Source organism: Magnetospirillum sp. SS-4, from assembly GCF_902729425.1.
GTDB lineage: Bacteria > Pseudomonadota > Alphaproteobacteria > Rhodospirillales > Magnetospirillaceae > Phaeospirillum.
Genome location: NZ_CACVCH010000058.1, coordinates 1 through 16,874 on the forward strand (window position 1 = coordinate 1; position 16,874 = coordinate 16,874).

Genomic DNA, 16,874 nt, shown 5'->3' on the forward strand with positions numbered 1-16,874 from the left:
ACGGGTGCCGGTGATGGCGCGAGCCACCGCCGACAGCGACTGGTAGGGGCGGCCCTGGTATTCGAAGCCATCCTCGCGCACGGTGACGCAGTGCTCGACGCCCTTCCATTCCCGCACCAGCCTTGTGCCGGCGATGGGGCGGTCCAGTTCCTTCTTGCGGCGGCCCTTGGTGGTGTCGAAATCCTCCGCCATGTTTTCGAGGCGGGCGATGGTGGTGACCGCCAGCCCGCCATAGGCCAGTTCCTGGAGGCGGTACGCCAGACGGCTTTCCAGAAAAGTGCGGTTGTAGGGCGGCGCCTCGGCCTCGAACAGATCGCGCCACAGCGACTTCAGGTCGGGGATTGGTGCGGTCTTCAGGGCGGCCAAACGGGCCAGCAGGGGTTCCTCGGTCATGATTTCCTCCGTCTGTTGACGGGGACATGACCGCTCTGGCGGGCCGTGTAGTCGAGGCAACTGTCTCTGGCGTCAGCAGATAAACGACTGGATTTCCGGGCCTTTAGCCGGATCAGGCCGACGGCCAGGATGTCGGCGACCTCGTCGAGGCGCTCGGCGGCGGTCATGCGGTCGGGGGACAGGGCGTTGTGCATCGGCGGGGTCCGCAATCCTTCGCTGGGGTCGTTCGCCCCGGCAATTGGTTATTGCGGAAACCCTATGCTTGCTCCTCCGGTCGTGACAATCCGGGGACGGGGACTTTCGAATGGCAACGGATATTGGCGTAAATTGGCGTAAGCACCGGGCATGACATCGACCGATGCTGTGATATTCTGGCCGCGCACCTCGTATGAAGATTCTTCCGCTGGAGGATCGGCATGGTCAAGGACGTGATGGAATTCCAGGAAGAAGCTGCCAGCTTAAGCAGCATTCCTGACCTTCAGGAAGCGGTGACGCGGGCAATGATTGGCCTGGGCCTTCCGCATTTCAGCTATGCCTGGAGCCATTCTCCATTGCTTGACCGCATTGAGATGACCGATGACTCATTCTTCACCACGATTACCGATAAATTTTTTGTGCCGTACATTGAGAGCGGCCTCTACAAACACGACTACTCCATCTACGCATGCCGCGGTACGACCAACATTCCCTCACTGATCGGTCGGACATGTCACCGGTGGCGGAATGTTTCGCGAAGCGAACTGAGCCGCCAGGAACTGGCGTTGGACGATTTCGAGAAGGAGTTCTTCGTCGATGGCCTCACCAGCCTCATCGAAAACCATGACAAGCGGTTCTTCTCCGGGGTTAGCCTGATCGGCCAGGGCATGTCCATGCGTGAGTTTGACCATGCCCTGGCCAATGCCCCGAAAGCACTCCTGCTTTTTCGCATTTATCATGACCGCTTCCATTTTTTGCGGCGGTCAAATGCGGTAATTCAAGTCCATCCATCAGAGCTGCAAATAATCGCCGACACAATTCGGCGAGGTGACGCCGAAGGCGCAAATACGTTGCTTGCCAAGATGATCGATCGCAGTCCCGTTGCCCCGGAAAGGAGCATAATCGTGGCCCCGAAATACGAGATCAAGGCGACGGTCGTGAATGTGATTGAGCATAACGCCGCCCCCATCAATATCGATGCCCGCGCCGTGGATGTCGCGATGACCGACGCCGGCGACTGCCGGAAGGACAAAAATCCACAGCGAGCAGACGATATTACGTTGGCCGATGGGTTCGAGCATTCTGCCGACTACGACAGGATCAGGCTGAACGGTGAGAGGTTCCGCTTCGGAATGATTCAGGCGCGCATTATTCGGCAATTACACGAAGCGAGTCGTACACCCTGCCCGTGGGTTCCAGAAAAGCAGCTTTTGTCGGATGCCGGATCCGGGAGTGAGGATTTGCGCCGCGCTTTTAAGAACCATGACCGCGACGCCCTGTTTGAGACCGATACCATCGGTCGGGTGCGTCTACGACTGTAGCCCCGATCAATATTCCTGCTTGTCAAGGGGACGCCTCGGGGACGAAGCGTCCCCTTTTCGTCGTCGTCTCCTCCCCATACAGCGCCTGAAGTTTTCGACATGCTTCCGCCAGAGTTCACGCAGCGGAGCACGCCGACATGGCCGAACAATTTCTCTGCCAGAAGCAACTGGCCCGACGGTGGGGGATTTCCCACCGCACCCTGGAGAACTGGCGCTACCGTGGTCAAGGGCTGCCGTTCCTGAGGCTGGGCGGCAAGATTTTCTACAAGATTGAAGAAGTCGAAGCCTACGAGACCCGTCAGACCCAGCCTGGCTTCGGGCAGAACGTTCTGTTCGAGGACGTTGCCGTGGCCGAAATGAGGGCGGGCCGATGACCTCGCCCATGACCATCCCGGCCTTCCAGTCCTGGTTCGCGGACGCCGTTCCTGGTGACGGCCTCATCTACCACCAGGGACTCCTCGGCATCGACCGCACTCGCGGCCCGTCATCCCTGCCCGAAAGCGCCCGCTCCCAACTCGACCGTGTCGCTGCCCGTGCCCTGGCTCTGGCCGAGGACGGTGCCGTTCTGCTGGTGCAGCGCCGCATCGCCGAAGACCGCATCGCCTACATCGCCATCAAGGCGAGCGGCGACAAGCCCCGGAGGATCTGACCATGACCATCCCCAACCGCCCCCGCCTTGCCGACATGATGCGGCTGCCGCTGGGCGAGGTCGCCGACCTGCCGGTCGAGATGCTGGCCTTGCTTCAGGAAGATGTTGAACACGGCTTACGCAATGCCAAGACCGCCAAGGACTGGCTGGATGGCGTGCTGGACCGCCGCTACGCCACCATCGCTGCCGAACTGCGGAGCCGCGAGGGCAAGGACACCGGCACGGTGCGATTCGACGATGGCGGAATCACGGTGGTGGCCGATCTGCCCAAGAAGGTGGAGTGGGACCAGGAGCAATTGGCGGCCACCGTCGAACGCATCCGTGCCAGTGGCGACGATCCCACCGAATACGTCGATCTCGCCTTCAAGGTGCCGGAGCGCAAATACGGCGCCTGGCCCATCCACATCCGCGCGGCCTTCGAGGCCGCCCGCACGGTGAAGACCGGCAAGCCGACCTTCACGCTGAAGCAGCAATCCCCCTGAGACAGCGGCGGGGCAGCCCGACCCGCAAGGGCGGGCAAGGCTTCCCTTCGGCGCCCGGTCAACGCCCCGCCGTCCCCCAACCAACGGAGCCCCCCATGGCCGTTCGTATCATCACCGCCGACGAGCGCCTGTCCGCCGCCGGCAACAAGACCTCGGTGGCTATCTTCGGCCCGCCCGGCGTCGGCAAAACGTCGCTGTTGAAGACCCTGCCGCCCGCTCAGACCGTCTGCCTGGATCTGGAGGCCGGCATGAAGTCGGTGCAGGACTGGCCGGGCGCCAGCATCCCGGTGCGCAGCTTCGGCGACTTCCGCGATCTCGCCGTGCTGATCGGCGGCCCCGATCCGGCGGTCGATCCCAACGCCTGGTACAGCGCTCAGCACCACCAGCATGTGCGCTCGGTCTATGCCGGTTCTGGGGTCGAGGAGTTCCTGGCCTCGATGCCGGTGGTGTTCGTCGATTCCATCACCGACCTGACCCGCCAGGCCATGGCCTATGCCAAGCAGCAGCCCGAAGCCTTCTCGGATCGCACCGGCAAGCCCGACATCCGTGGCGCCTATGGCCTGCTGGGCCGCGAGGTGATCCAGGCCCTGAAGCACCTCCAGCATGCTCCCGGCAAGACGGTGATCTTCGTCGGCGTGCTGGAGAAGGTCACCGACGAATTCAATGCCTCCACCTGGCAGCCGCAGATGGAGGGCTCGAAGGCCGGGCGCGAACTGCCCGGCATCGTCGATCAGGTCATCTCCATGCAGTTGTTCTCCCAGGATGCCGAGGGCAATTGGCTTCTGGACGAGAAAGCCGCCGAGCGCCGCCTGATCTGCTGTTCGGGCAATCCCTACGGCCTTCCCGCCAAGGACCGTTCCGGCCGCCTGGACGTGACCGAGCCGCCCGATCTCGGCGCCCTGCTTTCCAAGATCAACCGCATCTGAGGAGTTTCCCCATGTCCTACGACTTCAATGACGCCCAGCCGCAGATGATGCCCACGGGCGAACTGATCCCCGACGGCACCTTCGCCAAGATCCGCATGACCATCCGCCCCGGAGGTGTCAACGGCTCGGTCCCCATGGATGCCGGCCTGCTGAAGGCTGCCTCCGAGAGTGACGCCAAGATGCTCGACTGCGAATTCACCGTGGTCGAGGGGCCGTTTGTGCGCCGCAAGTTCTGGCAGAACTTCACCGTGGCCGGCGGCAAGCTGGACGACAAGGGCCAGAGCAAGGGCTGGAACATCTCGAAGGCGTCGTTCCGCGCCATGGTCGATAGCGCCTTGGGCCTCGGCCCGAAGGACACCAGCGACGCCGCCAAGGCCAAGCGGGTGCTACAGGGGTTGAAGCAGTTGGACGGCATCACCTTCGCCGCCCGTATCATGGTCGAGCCCGCCAGCGACCCCAAGTACCGCGACCAGAATCGGCTGGCCAATGTGGTGCTGCCCGATGAGCCGGAATACGCCGCCGTGATGAAGGGTGAGACGGTGGAGCCGGATCCCGTCAACGCCAAACCGCGCAAGCCCGCCAATGCCGGTGCCGGACAGAACGCCCCGGCCTGGGCCTCCGACGCGGCTCCGGCGGCTTCGCTGCCAGACTCAATGATGGCGCGGAACGCGCCGGCCCAGGCGCCGCAACAGCAGGCCGGCATGCCGTGGACGCAGCAGCCTCCGGCGCAGCAGCAGACCACAGCCCAGCAGTCCACTCCCCCGGCGGCATCGGCCACCGGCCCGGCTTGGCTCAACACCTGACGATGGCGGCGCCTGCCATGACCGATGACGAATGGCAGGCGCATGTGACGCGCCAGGCGGCAAAGGCGATCGGAGAATGGCTCGAAGCCCGCAGAAAACTGCACCAGCCCATCAGGGCTCTGGCGATGTGGGAGTTGGAGGCCATAGCCCAGGCCGCCATCAGCAGCTTCGTGGTGCTGGGCTGTTCGCGGATCAAGGACGAACCGGGCCAGCACCCGGACCTGACCCGGTTCTTGCTGGCCTGACACTGTGTGCTGTGTGCGGTCGAGAAGCCCGAGGCTTCGGCTACGTCCACCTTCTGCGCCATGACGGCTTTCCTCATTACCGATTCTGCTCTCGCCCCTGCCAGCAGGCCGGCGCCGAGATCGCTCGACGGAGCAATGGCATGATCGACAAAACCGCCCGCGAAACCCAGGCCATCAAGGATGCCCGGCCGCTGTTCGCCGAGGCGCTGACTGCGCTGGGCCTGATGGAGCATTTCTTCAACCGTTCCGCAGCCGACATCGACCGCCTAATCGAGGCCGCCGTCACCGGCTACGTGGACTCCATGCAGCGGCAGGCGGGTATCAAGGACCGCACCGGCACTCCCTTCGATGATCCCATCCCGTTCTGAAAGCAGCCGTTATGCTCGACCTCAACCACGGTTCCGGCTGCCAGTACCAGGGACCCGCCCGCGATCCCGGTATCACTGTGGCGGTGAACGCCGCCATCGACCAAATGCTGGTCGCCCGCAACCGGGCGCAGGTGGCCCGCCAGTACGTCAGCACCTCAGGGATAGGCCGCGAATGCCTGCGCCAGATCCAGTACGACTATCTCGCCGTGCCAAAGGACGAAGGCCGGGATTTTGAGCCCAAGACGCTCCGTATTTTCGAGGCCGGGCATCGTGGCGAGGACGTGGTGGCGGCCTGGCTGCGGGCCGCCGGATTCGATCTGCGCACCGAGCGCCGCGATGGCCGTCAGTTTGGCTTCTCGGTGCTGAACGGCCGCGTCAAGGGCCATATCGACGGCTGCCTGGTGGACGGCCCGGTGGCCATGGCCTATCCCGCCCTGTGGGAGAACAAGGCGCTGGGCGTGTCGTCGTGGAAGGACGTAGTCAAGCGCGGCGTGGTGTTGTCCAAGCCGGTCTATGCCGCCCAGCTTGCCCTCTATCAGGCCTATATGGATCTGCCGGCTCCGGCGTTGTTCACCGCGCTCAACCGCGATACCTGGGAAATTCACTGCGAGCTGGTGCCGTTCGATGCCGCCCTGGCCCAGACCATGAGCGACCGCGCATTCCAGGTGGTCCAGGCCAGCGACGCCCAGGAACTGCTGCCCCGTGCCGCTGCCGAGCGGACATCGGTGGTGTGCCGTGGCGGCAAGACCAGTAGTGGCTGGCACGGCACATGTTCGTGGCAGGATCGCTGCTGGGGCGGCTGCCGATGAGCGACATCACCCCCTCGGATAATCAGGCCCGCGCCATCGCCGCCATCCGCCAGTGGCTCGAGACCGGGACGGAGCGGCAGCCGGTGTTCCGGCTGTTCGGCTTCGCTGGCACCGGCAAGTCCACCGTACTGAAATTCGCCCTCGATGATCTGGGCCTCAGCCCCCACACCGAGGATTGTCCCGGCGTGGTCACCGCCACCTTCACCGGCAAGGCCGCTCTGGTGCTGCGGCGCAAGGGCACCCCGGCCCGGACCATCCACAGCCTGATCTACAGCGTGATAGAGGCCACCGAGGAGGAGATCGAGGAAGCCCAGAAACGGATTGCCCAGGCGGAGATCGATGCCCGTGCGCTGATCGGCTTCGACCGCACCGCCGCCGAGGCCGCCATCGAGGCCATGCGCCAGTCCATGCGGGAGATGAAGAAGCCGCGTTTCGCCCTCAATCCCGACAGCCCGGCGGCATCGGCCAAGCTGATCGTGCTCGACGAGGTGTCCATGGTCGGGGACGAGATGGCCCGCGACCTGATGAGCTTCGGTCGTCCCATCCTGGTGCTGGGCGATCCCGGCCAGTTGCCGCCGATCAAGGGTGAAGGCGCCTTCACGCAAGCTACCCCCGACATCATGCTGACCGAGATCCACCGCCAGGCCGCCGAAAGCGCCATCATCCGCCTCGCCACCATGGCCCGCGAAGGCCAGCCCATCGGCTTCGGGCAATACGACGATCATGCCTGGAAGATGCGGATGGCCGACGTGACCCCCGACCAAGCCCTGCGCGGCGGTCAGGTGATCTGCGGCAAGAACGCCACCCGGTTCCAGCTCAACAATGCCCTTCGCCGCGCCGCTGGCCTCGGGGGCTCGGTCCTGCCCACCGGCCCGGCTGAGAAGATCATCTGCCTCAAGAATCAGTCCGATCTCGGCCTGATCAACGGCATGTTCCTGTCGCTGGCCGATATCGTCGACGAGGGCAGCCTGTATTTCTCGGCGGTGGTCACCGACGAGGACGGCAACCCGGTCGGCCCACCGGCCAAAGGCGGCAGGCCGGGGCGTCTGCTGCTCTACAAGGGCCATGTGTGGACGGCCCCTGCGTTGCAAGGAGATTTCTGCGCGATCACGCCCCGGTCGGGTGCAGTCATGTGTCCGGCCTGTTTGCGCGGCACTCTGACCGCTGGCCATGATGTGATCCGCGGAACGGCTCCCAATCATTTCAGAGACCTTATCGGCCATGACCCTTGCAGGGTTTTGCCGTTCCTTGGATTGACCGGTCGCCATCACGCTTTCATCGCCCTCGCAACTGGTTGTTTCTTGTGCCTGTGCCTATGCCGCCAACGCGGTCGGTTCCCTGTAGACGCCGCCCTTGGCCAGGATGGCCCAGGCCATGCGGGCCATCTTGTTGGCCAACGCGATGGAAACCTGACGCACCGTCTTGCGCGCCATCAAGGCGGCAAGCCATGTTCCCTTCTCTTTGCGGCGACGCCACAAGGCGCTGGTGGCGCCAACCACCAGCAGGGAGCGCAGGTAACGATCACCGGCCTTGGTGATCGGTCCCAGCACGGTCTTGCCGCCGGTGGAATTTTGCGAGGGCACCAATCCCAGCCAAGCCGCGAAATCGCGGCCCGTCTTGAACCGTCCGGGATCGCCCATGGTGGCGACGATAGCGCTGGCGATCAGCGGGCCGATGCCGGGGATGGTGGCGATCCGCTGGCTGTCGGCGTTGCCGCGATGCCACCTCAGGATTTCGTGGTCCAGGGCATCAATCTTGGCGTCGGTGTCGCGCCAGTGTGCCGCCACCATCGCCAGCGCCTCGCGAGCGGCCTCGGGCAAGGCCGCGTCGGGGGCGTCCAGGGCGAGGACCACCAGCCGCGCCAATCCGGCCTGGCCTTCCGGTTCAACGATGCCGTATTCGGCAAAGTGCGACCGCAAGGCGTTGGCGAGCATGGTGCGTTGGGTCATCAGCAGGCGCCGGGTCCGATGCAGCATCAGCGCCGCCTGCGCCTCTTCGGTTTTGATCGGGACGAATTGCATGTGCGGTCGCGTCACCGCCTCGGCGATCGCCGCCGCATCGGTGGCATCATTCTTCCGCCCTCGCTTGACGTAGGGCTTGACCTGCGAAGCGGCGATCAGCCGCACCTCGTGGCCCAGCTTGACCAGCGTCCGCCCCCAATAGTGAGCCGACGCGCACGCCTCCATCCCCACAACACACCGGGAAAGACTGCTGAAAAACTTGACGACTTCCGATCGGCGCAACTGGCGCCGGAGCGTCACGGCTCCGGCACTGTCCACCCCGTGAACCTGGAAAACCCGCTTCGCCAGATCCAAACCAACCGTGATAATCTCGGACATGGACGGCCCCCTTCGAATGGTGTGTATCGACAACCACCATCTTGGCGCATTGCGACGCCGGTGAGCAGGGGCCGTCCACCCCATCATTTCGAGGACCATGTCGCTCTCGATCCGAATCGACATGACCGCGATTGGCGCGACAAGAAGAAGCTGACCGAGGCCACCTTCGGCTGGGCGATCACCTGCCACAAGGCGCAAGGGTCGCAGTGGGAGAACGTCGTCGTCTGGGACGATGGTCTCGGCCGCACCGAGCAGGACCGCCGCCGCTGGCTCTACACCGCCATCACCCGTGCCGAACGGGGATTGGTGATCCTGGCATGATCGACCTCAACGACGTCTGGCAGGCACCAGCCCGGCATGATCTGGATGAGATCCGCGACCGCCTCGCCGCCACGGCGCCGGATTGGCTGCCGGGGCTGTTTCCGCAGGCGCGGTGGTCGCAGGACCGGCGGACGCTGCGCTGTGCCGATCTGTCGGGGCGCAGTCCCCGCAAGGACGGTTCGTGCATCATCCATCTTGTCGGCCACCATGCCGGTTGGGGCTTCGACCACGCCACCGGCGAAAGCGCCGGTCCCATCGACCTGATCCACCACGCCACTGGCCTGTCCGACCGCGACCTGTTCGAGGAAGCGGCCCGGCTGGCGCGCCTGGATCGGCCCGCTCCGGTGCGTGCGGCAACGCCGAAGCCGACCCACGACCTGGAGATCGCCCGCATCCTCGGCGGCGTCCAACCGCTGGCGGGAACCATCGGCGAGACCTACCTGAAGGGGCGTGGCATTGGCGATCCCCGCTCGCCGGATTTGCTCTACCACGACGACCTTGCCGATTTCGAAGGACGGCGCGGCTGGCCGGGGCTGGTGGGCATTGTCCGCGACGGGGCAGGCAACCCCACCGGCGGCATCCATCGCACCTTCCTGCGGGACGACGGTTCGGGCAAGGCCCCGCCGGGCAAGAAGATGCTGGGAGCGGTCGACGGCGGCAGCGTGCGCCTTGCCCCCATGCCGACCGATGGCCACCTGGGCGTGGCCGAAGGCATCGAAACCGCCCTGTCGGCCTGGGCCATTTTCGGCGTGCCAACCTGGGCGGCGCTGTCGGCGGGCGGCATCCGCCAGTGGCAGTGGCCGGAAGGCACAAGCCGTGTCACCATCTTCGCCGATGCTGGCGATGCCGGGCAGCAGGCCGCCGCCGCCCTGGCCGACCGCCTCAACCTGGCCGACATCCCGTCCACCATCGTCTCGCCCCTGCATGGGGACGATTTCAACGACGATCTGCGCAAAGGCGCGGTCGCCGCGCATTACCGGCAGGATGGGGCGGAAGCGGTCGGGCCGCTGCCGGTCGCAGGGTACGACGATCTTTACGCTGACGCCTTGGCGCTGACCTTCCCGCCGGAGATGGACGCCCTGGCGCAGTTGCTCGGCCACGTCGCCCAGGCCCGCCTCGATCCGGTCGCCGAGCGTCAGGTGCTGACGGCCATCAAGGCCACCACCCGCATCCCGGTGTTGGTGTTGGAAAAGCAGATCAAGGATCTGCGCCGCCGCACCGGTCCCGCCGGCATGCCGTCCGCCCGCCCGGCGTGGTTCAACCAGCTTCGCACCAGCCCCGACGGCACGCCCGAGCGCAACGAGGCCAACGTCATCACCGCCCTGTCCAATGACGAAGCCTTCGCCGGGGCACTGATCTTCGACGAATTCCGCCAGGAGATCGTCGTCAACCGACCGCTGCCCTGGGACGATCCCCACAAGGCCACCATTCCCCGCCCGTGGTGCGAGGCCGACGACATCCGATGCGCCGAATGGCTCCAGCGCCGCGACATCAACGTTTCCTCGCTGGTGGTGGCCCGCACCATCGGCGCGGTCGCCCGCGACATCCGCGTCCATCCGGTGCGCGAGTACCTGACGGGCCTGAAATGGGATGGCGTGCCCCGTCTGGAAGCCTGGGCCGTCACCTATCTTGGTGCCGCCGACACCCGTCTGTCTCGCGCCTTCGGCTCGCTGTGGGTGCTGTCGGCGGTGGCCCGCGTCATGGACCCTGGGGCCAAGGCCGATCAGGTGCTGATCCTCGAAGGCCCGCAGGGTGCCAAGAAATCGACGGCGCTGAGGACGCTGGCCGGAGCGGACTGGTTCACCGACGAGCTGGCCGAGATCGGCAGCAAGGATGCCGCCCAGCAAACGCGCGGCGTGTGGATAATCGAGATCGCCGAACTGGATGCCATCGGCCGCGCCGAGGTGTCCCGCATCAAGTCGTTCCTGTCACGCTCGGTCGATCGCTACCGTCCGCCCTATGAACGCTACGTCATCGATGTGCCGCGCCAGTGTGTGTTCGCCGGCACCGTCAATCCCGACACCTATCTGCGCGACGAGACCGGCAATCGCCGCTTCTGGCCCATCCGTTGCGGCAAGATCGACATCGACGCGCTACGCCGCGACCGCGATCAGCTTTGGGCCGAAGCCATGGCCTGGTATGCCCAAGGCGTGAAGTGGTGGATTGAGGACGAAGAAACCAAGCACATGGCCGAAGCCGCTCAGGAGGAGCGCTACCAGGGCGATGCCTGGGATGGCCTGATCGACCGCTGGCTGGTCTACGACAAGGAGCGAATCAATTACGGCAATGGCGCCTACGACGACTGGCGCGATGTCGAGGTTGCCCGGCCCGAACCGCTCGCCGACGTGTCGGTTGGCGAAATCCTCAAAAACGCCATCGGCATCGAACCGGCCAAGTGGACCAAGGGCGACCAGATGCGCGTCGGCGCATATCTCAAGGCGCGCGGTTGGGAGCGATACCGTTGTCGCATCAACGGCTCCCTCGAATGGCGGCACAGATCCCCTGGGTAGGCCGGGCCGAAGCCGGTCAGTTCCCGCTGGAATACATCTCCAGGTCCTTCACGCCGCCCGTCTGGGGAAAGGTGATGATGCACCCCAACGCCGCCATTTTGCGAACCGATGGCTGCTCGATGGCCATGCCGCCACATCCCCAGACACTTCGCGATCAACGATGCGACGCACAGTAGTGCACCCAGGTTGAGCGTCAACGGCTTGCTGCCATAGGCCACGTCGCCCGTTCCCACCTTTGGTCGATTGTTCCCACCTGAGACCCCGGTATTCCCGATGGGCAGCCAATTCGACGGCGCTCTGTTCCCACCTGTTCCCACTTCCCGATTCAGGTGGGAACGGCCGGAAGCCGCAGAAACCCTGCCTGTTCCTACCGTTCCCACTGTTCCCACCTTGTTGGGGACTCATTTCAGGAAAAGACAAATGAGCCATAATAGTTGTGCATGACCCAAGCCTGAACAGGCGATGATTTGTAAATTTGTTTTCCTGGGAAAAGGTATTGAAACGACGTTCCAGGTGGGAACGTGGGAACACGTCCCCTCACTTTACGAAAACCTCCGCATTCTTACGGCGTTCCAGGAAACCGCTTGAACGGGGAGTCCAAGGGCAATAGCCTTTCCCTCGACCAAAGCCGAAGGCCCACAACCTCGTGAGCCTTCACCATGACCACCATCCTCGCCCTTGATCTGGGCACCACCACCGGCTGGGCCATGCGTCTGGCCGATGGTTCCGTCGTATCCGGCACCATGGAATTCAAGCCCGGCCGCTATGAAGGCGGCGGAATGCGCTTCTTGCGTTTCCGGTCCTGGTTCGACCACCTGGAATTCGCCGCCAAGAAGATCGACCTCCTGCATTTTGAGGAAGTTCGTCGCCATGCCGGGACCGATGCGGCCCACATCTATGGCGGTTTTCTGGCCCATCTCACCGCCTGGTGCGAACTGAAAAGCATCCCGTACCAGGGTGTACCGGTCGGAACCATCAAGCGCCATGCCACCGGCAAGGGCAATGCAGGTAAGGAAGCGGTGATCGCCGCCATGCGATCCAAGGGCTTCAGCCCAGAGGACGACAACGAGGCCGACGCCCTCGCCATCCTGTCCTGGGCCATCGACACCCAGGGAGGTGTCCGATGAACTGGACGCCGTCCCTGGTCGAGGAACGCCTCGCCGAAGCCGCCGACACCCTGCGCCGTCTGCCCGAAGTCCGGGTTCAGGGGCACGCCAGCACATGGCCTCCCTATATCCAGGAATGCCTGGCGACAGAGGACGTGACGCTCCGCCGTCCGCCGCCCTCGGCCGCCGCCATCACCCGCATGGACGAAACCTTGCCCTGGCTGCGCCATCTCGATCCGGTCGATGCCAGGATCGTCTGGCTGCGGGCCGATGGCGATCCGTGGAAGGTGATCTGCTGGAAGGTCGGCCTGTCCCGCGCCGCCGCGCATCGGCACTGGCTGTTCGCGCTCTGCGTCATCGCCTGGACGCTGAACGGGCGGCGCATCCCCCGTCACATCTCCAAGGTCGATCTGATCGCCCGGACCAAGGCAGCGGAGGAAAGCGAAAAGTGTATCGATACATCGCAGGCCGCGACAGGGATGGCCAGTCTGGGGTAGATGTAAGTCCAGCCTCGCGATGGGCGGCGACGATCACTAAATGATCCGCCGCCCAGAGCGGGCGCAAGAATAGAACACCGTACCGTGGAGAATTGGTTCCTCCCCGGCACCTTCCGCTATGCGGGGGGCATCAGCGCCGAACTTCGCTAGCGACAGCAGAAAAATCAAGGCTACCACCCCGTACCAGTTACCACCCCGGAAGGCGCGTTTGTCCAAGGACAGCGCGCCTTTCGAGCTTTCCGGCCAGGTGGTAGCCCCCCCGGTAGCCGGGCTTCCGGCTACCGCCCCTGTACCACCCGTACCACGGCATCGATCATGCAGCTTGCTCACTCCGAGCCGGTATCCCCGGCGCGCGGCTCGATGCCACACGCCCAGGGGCTGGTTTACGGCTCCGTGTGCAGCGGAATCGAAGCGGCGACGGTAGCTTGGGAACCGCTGGGTTGGCGGGCGGCCTTCTTCGCCGAGATCGAGCCGTTTCCTTCCGCCGTGCTGGCCCACCGCTATCCGGCCATCCCCAATCTGGGCGACATGACCGCCATCGACGGTTCGGCATGGCGGGGAAAAATCGACGTCCTGGTGGGCGGCACGCCCTGCCAAGCATTCTCGGTGGCGGGGCTGCGCAAGTCGCTGGACGATTCCCGTGGCAACCTTGCGCTCAAATTCGTGGAACTCGCCGATGCCATCGACCCAGCTTGGATTGTTTGGGAGAACGTCCCCGGAGTCCTCTCCACCCGCGACAACGCCTTCGGATGCCTTCTGGGCGGACTGGCCGGAGAAGATGGTCCGGTCGTCCCGCCAGGGGGCAAATGGTCGGACGCTGGTACTGTGTTTGGACCCGCGCGGACAGTCGCGTGGCGGGTGCTCGACGCCCAATATTTCGGCCTGGCCCAACGCCGCCGTCGTATGTTCGTTATCGCAGGTGCTGGAGACCGGGCCGATCCCGTCCAAGTACTTCTTGAGCGCGAAGGCGTGCGCCGGGATCATCCGCCGCGCCGAGAAGCGGAACAAGGTCTTGCCCCCACGCTTGATGCTCGCGCTGGCCGAAGCGGCGAAACGTCTTTCGCCACCAGCGGCGGACTGATCGCCGAGGCGTTCGGCGGCAACAACACCTCCGGCCCCATCGATGTCGCTACTGCGCTCAATGCCTGCGCCTCGGCCAGCGGGCGGATGGATTTCGAGAGCGAGACCTTCGTCGCCACCACCTTGCGGGCTCGCGATCTGTCCCGTGGTGTTGACAGCGACTGCACCGACACCCTGATCGCCCACACTTTACGGGCCAAAGCGAACCTTGCCCACCGGCCCGACATCGACACCTTGGTCACGCACTCCCTGCGCGGCGAGGGCTTCGACGCCTCGGAAGACGGCACCGGACGCGGCACGCCGCTGGTGCCGGTGGCGTTTCCCATTCTGGAAGCAGGTGCCCGCACGGGAATCAGCACCACCGATCCCCGCGCCGGAATCGGCATCGGCGGTGACGGCGATCCCATGTTCACGTTGCAGGCGGGCAAGCAGCACGCCGTGGCATTTGCCCAGAACCAACGGGACGAAGTACGCCATCTGGAGGTTGCCGGCGCACTGGCAGCCGAGCCGGGCACCAAGCAGCAGACCTATCTGGCGTTTAACATGCACAAGAGCGGCAATGCCCAGTCGTCGCTCGGCATCGCCGTGGATCATACCGATTGCCTGCGGGCCTTCGAGAAATCGCCCTTTGTCGTCCATTCCCCCGGCATGGCGGTACGTCGCCTGACGCCTCGGGAATGCGAGCGGCTCCAGGGTTTCCCGGACGATTACACCCTCATTCCCTGGCGGCGGAAGGCTGCCGAGGATTGTCCCGACGGCCCGCGCTATCGAGCGCTGGGCAATTCCATGGCCGTGCCGGTGATGGCCTGGTTGGGCCGCCGCATCCAGGATGTTGGAAAACGATAATGACCCATCCGCTTCCCGACACGGTCGAGCATTGGCCCGTCGACCGGCTGATCCCCTATGGCCGCAATGCGCGGACCCATTCGGACAGCCAGGTGGCCCAGATCGCCGCCAGCATGGTTGAGTTCGGCTGGACCAACCCGGTGCTGGCCGACAGCCAGGGCAACGTCATCGCTGGGCATGGCCGACTGGCCGCCGCCAAACAGCTTGGCCTCGATACCGTGCCGGTGGTCATTCTCGACCATCTGACCGAGGCCCAGCGCCGCGCCTACATCCTGGCCGACAACAAGCTGGCCCTGAACGCTGGGTGGGACGACGAAACCCTGGCGGCGGAACTGCACGCGCTCAATGCCGAGGGCTACGACCTCGATCTGATCGGCTTCTCCACCGAGGAACTGGACGCCCTGATGGCGCCTCTCGACGACGAAGGCGACGGGGATGGCGAGGCCGGTGAAGACGAAATCCCCGAGCCACCTGCCGACCCGGTGACGCGGCCGGGCGATCTGTGGATCTTGGGTCGTCACCGCCTGCTATGCGGTGACAGCACCAGCGCCACCGATGTGGAGCGCCTTTTGGCTGGGGCCAAGCCACACCTGATGACCACAGATCCACCATACGGGGTGGAATACGATCCCACCTGGCGGAATGAAGCCGGGGTGTCGTCCTCGGCCCGCACCGGCAAGGTCGCCAACGACGACCGCGCCGACTGGCGAGAAGCCTGGGCGCTGTTCCCCGGCGAAGTGGCCTATGTCTGGCACGCGGCCATCTTCGCCAAGATTGTGGCCGACAGCCTGGAGGCTAACGATTTCAAGATTCGCGCCCAGATCATCTGGTCGAAGAATCGCTTCGTTCTGGGGCGTGGCGATTACCACTGGCAGCATGAGCCCTGCCTATACGCCGTGCGCAAGAATGGCACCGGCCACTGGCAGGGGGCACGCGATCAGGCTACCGTTTGGGCCATTGGAAATAACGGTGATGAAGACGAGGCCACGGTCCACGGCACCCAGAAGCCGGTGGAATGCATGCGCCGCCCGATCCTCAACAACAGCGCCGAGGGCGACGGGGTGTACGAGCCGTTCGCGGGCAGCGGCACCACGGTGATCGCCGCCGAGACCACGGGCCGTATCTGCTTTGCCATGGAATTGAACCCGGCCTATACCGACGTGATTGTCGAGCGCTGGCAGAAACTGACCGGGCAGAAGGCCACCCTGGATGGCGATGGCCGATGCTTCGAGGAAATCGCTGCGGGAAAGGTGATCAGCGCCGGGTGATCCGGCGCAGCGAGGTCTGGTGCTTGCAGTCGGTGGGCTTCCAGTTCACCGGTTTGCACCCCAAGCGCATGTCGCGCTCCCAGAATTCGAGGATCTGCTGGTTGCTGTAGCCCTTGCCCCGGAAGTATTCGAAGTCGCTTTGCGACCACTGGGGATGGGCCTTCAGGGCGGCGGTGGGGCGGACGGTCAGGGCCATGATCACTTCGCCTTCTGGCCGGCGGCGTAGGCCGCTTCCAGGGCCGCCTTGATCTGCCAAACCGCCAGTTCGTGGAAGTCCAGGCGGTCGCTCTTGCGAGTGTCCAGGGTTTCGAAGCCAAGGATCTGGGTGGCGATCTCGGTCAGGGCTTGGTCTCGGGTCTTCATGCTCTTGGCCTCCATTGTGCGGGGGCCAATAACGCTCTGTTCCGCAGGCTTATCAAGTCGATTAATCGATAAAATTCAATGGATTAAAAAATGCGACAAAGCCGCCGCATGTCCCTGACCGAGGCCGTCGTCAACGTGGCGATCGGCTACGGCATCGCGGTCGCGACCCAGTTGGTGGTGTTCCCGATATTCGGCGTCCACATCGCCCTGGCCGATGATCTGGCCATTGGCGCAGCTTTCACTGTGATATCTTTGCTACGAAGCTACCTGCTTCGAAGGTTGTTTGAACGCCTGCGGTGACAATGCGTCGGACGTTTGCTTATGCTGCCCGGCTAAATCAATCTTGAGGGGG

At 64.5% G+C, this 16,874-nt stretch carries 21 protein-coding genes and 1 pseudogene; 17 read left to right on the forward strand and 5 right to left on the reverse strand.

The genetic code is table 11. From position 1 onward, the window contains the following. Positions 1-393: DUF2924 domain-containing protein (locus MTBSS4_RS10460; RefSeq protein WP_173983352.1), on the reverse strand; the 393-nt coding region annotated here is incomplete at its 3' end. Next, positions 390-587, reverse strand: coding sequence for a hypothetical protein (locus MTBSS4_RS10465; protein ID WP_173983353.1), 198 nt, complete (start codon positions 585-587; stop codon positions 390-392). The genes MTBSS4_RS10460 and MTBSS4_RS10465, both read right to left, overlap by 4 nt. 222 nt (positions 588-809) lie before the next feature. Here MTBSS4_RS10465 and MTBSS4_RS10470 point away from each other — a divergent pair, with 222 nt between their 5' ends. From MTBSS4_RS10470 to MTBSS4_RS22365, 10 genes and pseudogenes are all read left to right on the forward strand, one after another. Next, the gene (locus tag MTBSS4_RS10470; protein ID WP_173983354.1) at positions 810-1,910 is read left to right on the forward strand and encodes an autoinducer binding domain-containing protein; all 1,101 of its coding nucleotides are present in this window, start codon (positions 810-812) and stop codon (positions 1,908-1,910) included. A gap of 137 nt (positions 1,911-2,047) precedes the next feature. Further along, positions 2,048-2,284 (forward strand): helix-turn-helix domain-containing protein, encoded by a 237-nt coding sequence (locus MTBSS4_RS10475; RefSeq protein ID WP_173983355.1) that lies wholly within the window; start codon positions 2,048-2,050, stop codon positions 2,282-2,284. Next, entirely contained in the window at positions 2,281-2,559 is a 279-nt protein-coding gene (locus tag MTBSS4_RS10480) for a hypothetical protein (protein ID WP_173983356.1), read from the forward strand. The genes MTBSS4_RS10475 and MTBSS4_RS10480 overlap by 4 nt, the downstream gene beginning before the upstream one ends. Positions 2,560-2,561: 2 nt before the next feature. Further along, positions 2,562-3,041, forward strand: a complete 480-nt coding sequence (locus tag MTBSS4_RS10485; protein ID WP_173983357.1) for a hypothetical protein — start codon at positions 2,562-2,564, stop codon at positions 3,039-3,041. 95 nt (positions 3,042-3,136) lie between these two features. After that, positions 3,137-3,967, forward strand: a complete 831-nt coding sequence (locus MTBSS4_RS10490) for an ATP-binding protein (RefSeq protein ID WP_173983358.1) — start codon at positions 3,137-3,139, stop codon at positions 3,965-3,967. 11 nt (positions 3,968-3,978) lie between these two features. Then, a complete protein-coding gene (locus MTBSS4_RS10495) occupies positions 3,979-4,770 on the forward strand; it encodes a hypothetical protein (protein ID WP_173983359.1) in 792 nt (263 codons plus the stop codon). Positions 4,771-4,787: 17 nt separating this feature from the next. Further along, the gene (locus MTBSS4_RS10500; protein ID WP_173983360.1) at positions 4,788-5,015 is read left to right on the forward strand and encodes a hypothetical protein; all 228 of its coding nucleotides are present in this window, start codon (positions 4,788-4,790) and stop codon (positions 5,013-5,015) included. Between the two features lie 140 nt (positions 5,016-5,155). Further along, positions 5,156-5,383 (forward strand): DUF6511 domain-containing protein, encoded by a 228-nt coding sequence (locus MTBSS4_RS22360; RefSeq protein ID WP_254432487.1) that lies wholly within the window; start codon positions 5,156-5,158, stop codon positions 5,381-5,383. A gap of 11 nt (positions 5,384-5,394) precedes the next feature. Then, the gene (locus MTBSS4_RS10510; RefSeq protein WP_173983362.1) at positions 5,395-6,192 is read left to right on the forward strand and encodes a hypothetical protein; all 798 of its coding nucleotides are present in this window, start codon (positions 5,395-5,397) and stop codon (positions 6,190-6,192) included. After that, positions 6,189-6,908, forward strand: a pseudogene (locus tag MTBSS4_RS22365) (AAA family ATPase); the annotation flags it as partial. The gene MTBSS4_RS10510 and the pseudogene MTBSS4_RS22365, both read left to right, overlap by 4 nt. A 597-nt stretch (positions 6,909-7,505) precedes the next feature. Here MTBSS4_RS22365 and MTBSS4_RS10520 read toward each other — a convergent pair. Continuing rightward, positions 7,506-8,531 carry an IS110 family transposase gene (locus MTBSS4_RS10520; protein WP_173983405.1) on the reverse strand — a complete coding sequence of 342 codons (1,026 nt, stop codon included), beginning with the start codon at positions 8,529-8,531 and terminating at the stop codon, positions 7,506-7,508. 60 nt (positions 8,532-8,591) lie between these two features. On the opposite strand from MTBSS4_RS10520, the gene MTBSS4_RS10525 reads away from it, so the two are divergent. The 6 genes from MTBSS4_RS10525 to MTBSS4_RS10550 all read left to right on the forward strand — a co-directional run bounded on the left by MTBSS4_RS10525 (position 8,592) and on the right by MTBSS4_RS10550 (position 16,159). Further along, entirely contained in the window at positions 8,592-8,852 is a 261-nt protein-coding gene (locus MTBSS4_RS10525) for an ATP-binding domain-containing protein (protein WP_254432489.1), read from the forward strand. After that, positions 8,849-11,362 carry a VapE domain-containing protein gene (locus tag MTBSS4_RS10530; protein WP_173983363.1) on the forward strand — a complete coding sequence of 838 codons (2,514 nt, stop codon included), beginning with the start codon at positions 8,849-8,851 and terminating at the stop codon, positions 11,360-11,362. The genes MTBSS4_RS10525 and MTBSS4_RS10530 overlap by 4 nt, the downstream gene beginning before the upstream one ends. Positions 11,363-12,021: 659 nt before the next feature. Continuing rightward, positions 12,022-12,489: a crossover junction endodeoxyribonuclease RuvC gene (locus tag MTBSS4_RS10535; protein WP_173983364.1), complete on the forward strand. Its 468-nt coding sequence runs from the start codon at positions 12,022-12,024 to the stop codon at positions 12,487-12,489. Further along, entirely contained in the window at positions 12,486-12,965 is a 480-nt protein-coding gene (locus MTBSS4_RS10540) for a DUF6362 family protein (RefSeq protein WP_173983365.1), read from the forward strand. The genes MTBSS4_RS10535 and MTBSS4_RS10540 overlap by 4 nt, the downstream gene beginning before the upstream one ends. Positions 12,966-13,280: 315 nt before the next feature. Next, positions 13,281-14,891, forward strand: coding sequence for a DNA cytosine methyltransferase (locus tag MTBSS4_RS10545; RefSeq protein WP_173983366.1), 1,611 nt, complete (start codon positions 13,281-13,283; stop codon positions 14,889-14,891). Continuing rightward, a complete protein-coding gene (locus MTBSS4_RS10550; RefSeq protein ID WP_173983367.1) occupies positions 14,891-16,159 on the forward strand; it encodes a site-specific DNA-methyltransferase in 1,269 nt (422 codons plus the stop codon). Before MTBSS4_RS10545 ends, MTBSS4_RS10550 begins: the two co-directional genes overlap by 1 nt. Here the strand turns inward: MTBSS4_RS10550 and MTBSS4_RS10555 are convergent. After that, the gene (locus MTBSS4_RS10555; protein WP_254432488.1) at positions 16,146-16,355 is read right to left on the reverse strand and encodes a hypothetical protein; all 210 of its coding nucleotides are present in this window, start codon (positions 16,353-16,355) and stop codon (positions 16,146-16,148) included. The two genes, MTBSS4_RS10550 and MTBSS4_RS10555, sit on opposite strands and share 14 nt — an antisense overlap. A gap of 2 nt (positions 16,356-16,357) precedes the next feature. Next, positions 16,358-16,522 (reverse strand): hypothetical protein, encoded by a 165-nt coding sequence (locus MTBSS4_RS10560; protein WP_173983369.1) that lies wholly within the window; start codon positions 16,520-16,522, stop codon positions 16,358-16,360. A 90-nt stretch (positions 16,523-16,612) separates the two neighbouring features. On the opposite strand from MTBSS4_RS10560, the gene MTBSS4_RS10565 reads away from it, so the two are divergent. After that, a complete protein-coding gene (locus tag MTBSS4_RS10565) occupies positions 16,613-16,822 on the forward strand; it encodes a hypothetical protein (RefSeq protein WP_173983370.1) in 210 nt (69 codons plus the stop codon). The last annotated feature ends 52 nt before the right edge of the window (positions 16,823-16,874 follow it).

Bases quoted from the DNA above. Each gene is read 5' to 3' on its own strand.
- MTBSS4_RS10560 (WP_173983369.1), bottom strand. From the start codon at position 16,522: ATGAAGACCCGAGACCAAGCCCTGACCGAGATCGCCACCCAGATCCTT.
- MTBSS4_RS22360 (WP_254432487.1), top strand. From the start codon at position 5,156: ATGATCGACAAAACCGCCCGCGAAACCCAGGCCATCAAGGATGCCCGG.
- MTBSS4_RS10490 (WP_173983358.1), top strand. From the start codon at position 3,137: ATGGCCGTTCGTATCATCACCGCCGACGAGCGCCTGTCCGCCGCCGGC.
- MTBSS4_RS10510 (WP_173983362.1), top strand. From the start codon at position 5,395: ATGCTCGACCTCAACCACGGTTCCGGCTGCCAGTACCAGGGACCCGCC.
- MTBSS4_RS10480 (WP_173983356.1), top strand. From the start codon at position 2,281: ATGACCTCGCCCATGACCATCCCGGCCTTCCAGTCCTGGTTCGCGGAC.
- MTBSS4_RS10520 (WP_173983405.1), bottom strand. From the start codon at position 8,531: ATGTCCGAGATTATCACGGTTGGTTTGGATCTGGCGAAGCGGGTTTTC.
- MTBSS4_RS10565 (WP_173983370.1), top strand. From the start codon at position 16,613: ATGCGACAAAGCCGCCGCATGTCCCTGACCGAGGCCGTCGTCAACGTG.
- MTBSS4_RS10530 (WP_173983363.1), top strand. From the start codon at position 8,849: ATGATCGACCTCAACGACGTCTGGCAGGCACCAGCCCGGCATGATCTG.
- MTBSS4_RS10465 (WP_173983353.1), bottom strand. From the start codon at position 587: ATGCACAACGCCCTGTCCCCCGACCGCATGACCGCCGCCGAGCGCCTC.
- MTBSS4_RS10545 (WP_173983366.1), top strand. From the start codon at position 13,281: ATGCAGCTTGCTCACTCCGAGCCGGTATCCCCGGCGCGCGGCTCGATG.
- MTBSS4_RS10555 (WP_254432488.1), bottom strand. From the start codon at position 16,355: ATGGCCCTGACCGTCCGCCCCACCGCCGCCCTGAAGGCCCATCCCCAG.
- MTBSS4_RS10500 (WP_173983360.1), top strand. From the start codon at position 4,788: ATGACCGATGACGAATGGCAGGCGCATGTGACGCGCCAGGCGGCAAAG.
- MTBSS4_RS10550 (WP_173983367.1), top strand. From the start codon at position 14,891: ATGACCCATCCGCTTCCCGACACGGTCGAGCATTGGCCCGTCGACCGG.
- MTBSS4_RS10540 (WP_173983365.1), top strand. From the start codon at position 12,486: ATGAACTGGACGCCGTCCCTGGTCGAGGAACGCCTCGCCGAAGCCGCC.
- MTBSS4_RS10535 (WP_173983364.1), top strand. From the start codon at position 12,022: ATGACCACCATCCTCGCCCTTGATCTGGGCACCACCACCGGCTGGGCC.
- MTBSS4_RS10470 (WP_173983354.1), top strand. From the start codon at position 810: ATGGTCAAGGACGTGATGGAATTCCAGGAAGAAGCTGCCAGCTTAAGC.
- MTBSS4_RS10485 (WP_173983357.1), top strand. From the start codon at position 2,562: ATGACCATCCCCAACCGCCCCCGCCTTGCCGACATGATGCGGCTGCCG.
- MTBSS4_RS10475 (WP_173983355.1), top strand. From the start codon at position 2,048: ATGGCCGAACAATTTCTCTGCCAGAAGCAACTGGCCCGACGGTGGGGG.
- MTBSS4_RS10495 (WP_173983359.1), top strand. From the start codon at position 3,979: ATGTCCTACGACTTCAATGACGCCCAGCCGCAGATGATGCCCACGGGC.